The following is a 6,666-nucleotide window of genomic DNA, read 5'->3' as shown; positions in this document are numbered from 1 at the left end:
GCGTCGATGGTGTAGATCCCGCTGACGCATTTGACCAGCGTGGACTTTCCGGCACCGTTGTCGCCGACGAGCGCGGTCACCTCGCCGGGGTAGACGCTCAGTCCGACGTCGTGCAGGACCTGGACGGGACCGAAGCTCTTGTCGATCCCGTTGAGTTCCAGAAGGGGTGTCGCGGCCACGGTGGTTCTCCTTCGCTTGGTGACCGGGTTCGTCGTCGTGGCAGCGCCACTGGCGGTGGGACGGGGGTCACCCGGCGCGGCGCCGCCCCCCGCCCGTGAAGGCGGGAGCGGCGCCGCGCCGAACGGGACGACCCGCGATCAGCTCAGATCAGCTGATGCCCGCGTCGGTGCAGGCCTTGGCGAAGTCAGCGGTGCACAGCTGCTCCTTGGTGACGAAGCCGTCGGCGATGACGTCCTTGACGTTCGCCTTGGTGATCGACTGCGGGTCCAGCAGCACCGAGGGGACGTCCTTGCCGGACTCCACGTCCTTGGTGACGCCGGTGGCCGTGGTCGGCTTCTGGCCCTTGGCCAGCGCGATGGCCAGCTCGGAGGCCGCGTTGGCCTCCTTCTTGATCGCCTTGTAGACGGTCATGCACTGGTCGCCGGCGAGGATGTTCTGCAGGCCCTGCACGGTGGCGTCCTGGCCGGTGACCGGGACCTGGCCGTTGAGCTTGTTCTTCTTCAGCACCGCGATGGCGGCGTTGCCGAGGCCGTCGTTGGCGGCGAGCACACCCTTGATGTCCTTCTTCGAGGTGAGCATCTGCTCGAAGATGGTGCCGGCCTGCGCGTTGTCCCAGTCCGGGACGGCCTGGTCCGGGCCCTTCACGTACTCCTGCGAGTCGTACTTGGGCTTGAGGACCGAGTCGTAGCCCTGCTTGAACAGGGTGGCGTTGTTGTCGGTCGGGGAGCCGTTGAGCTCGGCGACGACCGGCTTGGTGTACTTCTTCTCGGCCAGGCAGTCCACCAGGCCCTGACCCTGCAGCTCGCCGACCTTGACGTTGTCGAACGACACGTAGTAATTCGCGCCGCCGTTGAGCGTCAGCCGGTCGTAGTCGATGGTCGCGATGCCGGCGTTCTTGGCCTTGTCCAGCACGGCCTTGCCGGTGCCGGAGTCCAGGTTGACGATCATCAGGACCTTGACGCCGCTGGAGATCATGCCGTCGGCGATCGTCTGGAACTGGGTCTTGTCACCCTGGGCGTTCTGGATGTCGGCCTGGACCCCGGCCGCGTCGAACGCCGCCTTCAGGTACGTGAGGTCGGCAGTGGCCCACCGCGCCGAGCTCTTGGTGTCGGGCAGGATGACGCCGACCTTGCCGGTGGACGAACCGCCGGTGCTGCCGGAGTCGCTGCCGCTGTCGTCACCACACGCAGCCATGCTGCCGGTGGCCAGCAGGCTGGCCGCGGCCAGGGCGAATAGTCCTTTACGCATACCTTGTGTCCTCTCGGGTGTTCCGGGCCTTCGATCGGCTTCGATGGTGCCAGTGCGCGGGAGAGTCACTCCCGGACGTGTTCAAGATCAGGAGCGAGTTTGTTGTGCCCGGCAACGTTTTCCCATAACGACCGGTTGCACAAGGGTGTCGGCGGGCGATCTTGAAACACGGGATAACAATCCGGCAACACGGCGGTGATACGAGGATTTCCGGGTCGGGCAGGCGTTGCCCGGCGGGGCCGTGGTAATCGCTGGAAACGACACAGAATGGGCCGCAGCACCGGGCCGCCTGTCCGAACTCGACACATTTAAGGGGAAAGGATCCGGCCGACCGGGCTCCGAAACTTCCGGAGTGCGGATCTTCCTGCGGTGGCCCACCGATCCGGACAGGGGGTCGGTCGTTCGGACGGGTCGCCGATCCACCGAAGGGGGAGAGACCTTCCGCAACTTCCGGAGCGGGCTTGAGGCGTACCGGCCGGCGGCCGGCTCCCGGTCGCTGCGGTGTCCCCCGGCCCGTGGTGGGCGGTGTCATTCCCGGATTGCGCGGTGGCGGCCCGGGAATGGACCCGATGAACGGGGAGCGGCCAGTGCCTTTCCCGAAATCCGCGGTCGATATCCTGGTGTGCCGGGCCGCACGCGGATGGTTCCGGCGATCCCCGGGAGAACGAGACATGAACGGTGCCGATCCCGTCCGGTGGTCGGCCGTCGCCGAAAGCTGGTCACGGCTGTGGGGCGCATTCGCCGAGCCCGCCTGGGACGCGGTGCTCGCCGCCGCCGCGGTGGACCGCGGGGCTCGCGTCCTCGACGTCGGCTGCGGCGCCGGTGACCTGCTCGCCCATCTCGCCCGCCGCGGGATCTCAGCCGCCGGCATCGACCCGGCCGCCGGGATGGTGGCGTACGCCCGCGGGCGCGTGCCGGGCGCCGACCTCCGCGTCGGCACCGCCGACCACCTGCCCTGGCCCGACGCCGGCTTCGACCTGGCGGTCTCGGTCAACGCCCTGCAGTTCGCCGAGGACACCCTGGCCGCACTGGGTGAGCTGATCCGGGTCACCGTCCCCGGTGGACACGTCGCGGTGGCCAACTGGGCCGAGCGGGACCGCAACGACCTGACCGTCATCGAGGACGCCGTGGCCCGGGCCGCCGACGAGGAACCCCTGCCCGACGGGGAGCTGCGGTTGCCGGGCGGTCTCGAGGAGCTGCTGGACGACGGTGGTCTCACCCTGGTCGCGGCCGGCATCGTCGAGCTTCCGTGGCGGGTGGCCGACGACGACACGCTCGTCGAGGGCGTCCTGCTGGGTGAGGACCCGGCGACCATGGCGGGCACGGCGCCGACCGTGATCGCCGCCGCCCGGCCCTTCCGCACCCCGGGCGGCGGTTACACCCTGGTCAACGCGTTCCGTTATGCGGTCGGCCGGACGGCGCGCTGAGCATCAGGGTGCTGCGTCCGGTATGCGAAGATTGTCGGTATGCCGCTGTCTCGTCGCACGCTGCTGCGCGCCGCCGTCGTGGCTCCGGCCACCGGAGCCGGATCCGCTGTCGCCGCCGCGGGCCCGACGATCGGCGGCCCCAAGATCGGCGGCCCGACGGCCGGCGGCTCAACGACCGGCGGCCCGACGGCCGGGGACTGGAAGGCGCTGGCCGCCGGCCTCGAGGGAGCGGTGGAACTGCCCGGCGCGGCGACCTTCGCCGAGGCCCACCGCCTGGTCGACCCCCGCTTCGACGCGGTCCGGCCGCCGGCGGTCGCCCGGTGCGCCGGCCCGGCGGACGTGACCGAGGTGATCCGCTTCGCACGGCGCTTCGGCGTACCGGTGGTGCCGCGCGGGGGTGGTCATTCCTATGTGGGCGCGTCGACCAGCCGGACCGGCGTGGTCCTCGACCTGCGCGGGATCCGCACGATCGGCTACGACGCGGGCAGCCGCACCGCCACGATCGGTGGTGGTGCCCGGCTCATCGACGTCTACGACGGGCTCGACGTCCACGGCGTCTCGATCCCCTCGGGATCGTGCGGGTCCGTCGGCATCGGCGGGATCACGCTGGGCGGCGGCATCGGGATGGCGGCTTCCGCGTACGGGATGACCTGCGACGCGGTGATCGCCGCCGAGCTGGCCACCGCCGACGGGCGGCTCCGCACCGTGCACGCCGGCCGGGAGCCGGAGCTGTTCTGGGCGCTGCGCGGCGGCGGCAGCGGCATCGGGGTCGTCACCACCTGGCGGATGCGCACCTATCCGGCGGCCCCGGCCGGCACCTTCGTGCTGACCTATCCGTGGAGTGCGGCGGCCCGGGTCGCGGCCGGCTGGCAGGCCCGGCTGTCCCGGGCGCCCGACGAGACCTGGTCGTCCTGCCAGTTCGCCTCCGACGCGCGCGGTGCCCGCAGCGTACGGATCTCCGGCGTGCTGCTCGGCGGGACCGCGGACGCCGAGGTGGCGGCGATCGTCCGGGCGATCGGCCGGGAGCCGGCCACGGTACGCGTCGAGCGCCTCCCGCACCGCACCGTCGTGCACAACCGCGGCGGCTGCGACGACGCCGGTGACTGCGGCCCCCGCGCCACCGAGCTGGTCGGCAGCGATGTCTTTCCCCGCATCCTGCCGCCCGATGCCGTCGCCGCTCTGCTGGCGAGCGTGGAACGCCGGTCCGGGGCCCGCCGGCCGGGCATCGCCAAGCTCAAACGGATGACCGGCGCCCAGGGCCGGGTGGCTCCCGGCGCGACCGCCTTCCCCTGGCGTGGCGTGCACACCATGCTGCAGTGGCTGGTCCAGCCCGCTGCCGGTGATCCGGCCACGGTCCGCGACGCCTACGCGTGGATCGACGACGGTCACCGGGCGATGGCCCGCTGGTCCGCCGGCCGCTACGTCAACTACCTCGAACCGGATCCGGCCCGGGTGCCGCGCTACCACGGTGCCAACCTGGCGCGGTTCCGCCGGGTCCGCGCCGCCGCCGACCCGGACCGGTTGTTCCGTTCGCCGTACGCCGTCTGAGGGCCTGCTGTTTCGCCCCTGACCAGCAGGGAACCAGAGCAGCATGTTCCCCGCTGAGAATCTGCGCGACTGGCGCGGCGAGAAAGTCATCGACCCCGACGGCTCCAAGATCGGCGAGCTGGAGGCGGTCTACGTCGACACGTCCACCGACCAACCCGCGTTCGCGACCGTGCGGACCGGCATGATCGGCCGCCACCGGCTCACCTTCGTGCCGCTGGACGGGGCCACCGTGAGCCCGAGCGCCGTCCGGGTGCGCTACGACAAGAAGGTCGTCGGCGACGCGCCCACCATCGACCTCGACGGTGAGCTCGCCGCCGGCGACGAGCCCGGCGTCTTCGCCCACTACAACCTGCCCTACCAGCCGGGAGCCGCGGGGGAGCGCCGCCTGGCCCGCCGCTGACGGGCGCCCGGACCGGGCCGGCCATCGGGGTTTTGCCCGGGTTTTCCGCCGCGGGTCAGCCCAGTAGGGTGCGAACGTGCGTCGCAGCCCTTCCGCCGGCCCCTCCGGTGGCCTGCGGCTGGTGCCGGACGTCCTCGCGGCGGCCGTCGTGGTCCTGGTGTTCTGGGCCCCGCCCACGCTCGACACCGCGAGCCCGGCCCGCCTGACCGCGGGCTGGGCTCTGGCGGCGATCACCGGGCTGGCCATGGTCTCGCGGCGGCGGTTCCCCGGCGCGGCGACCGTGGTCGCGGCGATCGCCACCGTCACCGGCAATGCGCTGGGCGTCTGCCAGGACCCGATGCTGGCCGTGGCCTGGTGCCTGTACCCGCTCGCCGTGGCGCGCGCCTCGCGCACCAGGCTGCCCGTCCTCGTGCTGGCCTGCGTCGCGCTCAGCCTCGCCGCGGTGACCGGCGTCCCCTCCGGTGACATGACCGGGCTCGGGCAGCGGGCCGTCGTGGCCGTCGCCGCGGTCAGCGTGGCCTGGCTGCTCGGCACCATGGTGGGCCGGGGCATCGCCGCCACCAGGGAGGCGGAGCGCGCCCGCGTCCAGCTGGAGGTCGCCCGCGACGTGCACGACGTGGTCGGTCACGCGCTCGGGGTGATCAGTGCCGAGGCCGGTGTGACCCGGGGCCTGGCCGACGCCGGTGAGCAGGAGCTACGCGACTCGCTGGCCGGCATCGAGCTGCACGCGCGGCGGGCGCTCGAAGAGGTGCAGGTGCTGGTCCGGGGACTGCGTTCCGCGCCCTCGCCGGTCGACCGGCTGTCCTCGGTCGTCGACACCACGCGCGCCGCCGGCGTCGAGGTGCGGGCCCGCATCACGGTCGACGAGCAGGTGGAGGACGCCGTCGGGGCGGTCGTGCTGCGGATCGTGCAGGAGTCGCTGAGCAACGTCGTGCGGCACGCGGCGGGCGCGCCCTGCACGGTGGACGTCCACGAGACGGGCGGGGCGGTCGTCGTCCGGGTCCGGGACAGCGGGCCGGGCGCCGCCGGACGCGAGCACGCGGGCTTCGGCCTCGGCGGGATGAGCGAACGGGCCCAGCTCGTCGGCGGCACCGTCACCTGGGGCGACCACCCCGGCGGTGGCTTCGAGGTCAGCGCCCGCTTGCCCGTCCGGGGAGGCGGTGGCCGGTGACCGCGGCCATCAGCGTGTTCCTGGCCGATGACGACGCCCGTTTCCGCGGCGTCTACCGCAAGCTGTTCGACCGTACGCCCGGCTTCCGGGTTGCCGGGGAGGCCGCGGACGGGGAGGCCGCCGCCCGGCTCGTCAGCGCGCTGAAGCCGGCCGTCGCGCTGCTCGACGTGCAGATGCCCGGAACGAGCGGGCTGGAGGCCGCCCGGCGCCTGCTCCCGGCCACGACCACCAAGGTCATCATGCTGACCACCTTCGACCTCGACGAGTACGTCCACGAGGCCCTCACCCTCGGTGCGTCGGGTTTCCTGCTCAAGAACGCGTCCCCGCCCGAGGTCCTGCACGCCGTACGCACCGTCCACGCCGGCCACGCGATGCTGGCCCCGGAGATCACCGCCCGGCTGATGCGGCAGTTCGCGCCGCGCCGGCCCGAGCGGCGGCACGCGTTCGCCGGCCAGGTGCTGTCCGCCCGCGAGACCGAGGTCATCCGGTACGTCGCCCGGGGCTACTCCAGCCAGCAGATCGCCGACGAGCTGACCCTGAGCGTGGAGACGATCCGCACCTACCTGCGCCGGATGTTCGCCAAGCTCGACGTGAACGACCGTACCCATCTCGCCGTGCTGGCCTACGAAGCGGGCCTGCTGCACGAGCCGCGCTAGGTGTCTACTTCCGGGTGACGCGGGCCGGCGACCCCG

At 72.4% G+C, this 6,666-nt stretch carries 6 protein-coding genes and 1 pseudogene; 5 read left to right on the top strand and 2 right to left on the bottom strand.

Going from position 1 to position 6,666, the window contains the following annotated elements; all coding sequences use genetic code 11:
- Window positions 1-179: pseudogene (locus ACWEOZ_RS37830) on the bottom strand (ATP-binding cassette domain-containing protein); the annotation flags it as partial.
- Between the two features lie 148 nt (window positions 180-327).
- Window positions 328-1,428, bottom strand: coding sequence for a sugar ABC transporter substrate-binding protein (locus ACWEOZ_RS37825; RefSeq protein WP_451915484.1), 1,101 nt, complete (start codon window positions 1,426-1,428; stop codon window positions 328-330).
- A 671-nt stretch (window positions 1,429-2,099) separates the two neighbouring features.
- Here ACWEOZ_RS37825 and ACWEOZ_RS37820 point away from each other — a divergent pair.
- From ACWEOZ_RS37820 to ACWEOZ_RS37800, 5 genes are all read left to right on the top strand, one after another.
- A complete protein-coding gene (locus ACWEOZ_RS37820; RefSeq protein WP_451915483.1) occupies window positions 2,100-2,855 on the top strand; it encodes a class I SAM-dependent methyltransferase in 756 nt (251 codons plus the stop codon).
- 39 nt (window positions 2,856-2,894) lie between these two features.
- Window positions 2,895-4,403, top strand: a complete 1,509-nt coding sequence (locus ACWEOZ_RS37815) for an FAD-binding oxidoreductase (protein ID WP_451915482.1) — start codon at window positions 2,895-2,897, stop codon at window positions 4,401-4,403.
- A 43-nt stretch (window positions 4,404-4,446) separates the two neighbouring features.
- Entirely contained in the window at window positions 4,447-4,803 is a 357-nt protein-coding gene (locus ACWEOZ_RS37810) for a PRC-barrel domain-containing protein (protein WP_451915481.1), read from the top strand.
- Between the two features lie 76 nt (window positions 4,804-4,879).
- Window positions 4,880-5,974 carry a sensor histidine kinase gene (locus ACWEOZ_RS37805; RefSeq protein WP_451915480.1) on the top strand — a complete coding sequence of 365 codons (1,095 nt, stop codon included), beginning with the start codon at window positions 4,880-4,882 and terminating at the stop codon, window positions 5,972-5,974.
- Window positions 5,971-6,630 carry a response regulator gene (locus ACWEOZ_RS37800; RefSeq protein WP_451915479.1) on the top strand — a complete coding sequence of 220 codons (660 nt, stop codon included), beginning with the start codon at window positions 5,971-5,973 and terminating at the stop codon, window positions 6,628-6,630. Before ACWEOZ_RS37805 ends, ACWEOZ_RS37800 begins: the two co-directional genes overlap by 4 nt.
- Window positions 6,631-6,666: the final 36 nt, after the last annotated feature.

It is taken from the genome of Actinoplanes sp. NPDC004185, assembly GCF_053603475.1.
Note: the sequence above shows the minus strand (reverse complement) of the source record. Positions and strands in the feature narration are given on the sequence as shown.

Excerpts from the sequence above, each read along its gene's own strand:
- ACWEOZ_RS37825 (WP_451915484.1), bottom strand. The coding sequence starts at position 1,428 with ATGCGTAAAGGACTATTCGCCCTGGCCGCGGCCAGCCTGCTGGCCACC.
- ACWEOZ_RS37820 (WP_451915483.1), top strand. The coding sequence starts at position 2,100 with ATGAACGGTGCCGATCCCGTCCGGTGGTCGGCCGTCGCCGAAAGCTGG.
- ACWEOZ_RS37815 (WP_451915482.1), top strand. The coding sequence starts at position 2,895 with ATGCCGCTGTCTCGTCGCACGCTGCTGCGCGCCGCCGTCGTGGCTCCG.
- ACWEOZ_RS37810 (WP_451915481.1), top strand. The coding sequence starts at position 4,447 with ATGTTCCCCGCTGAGAATCTGCGCGACTGGCGCGGCGAGAAAGTCATC.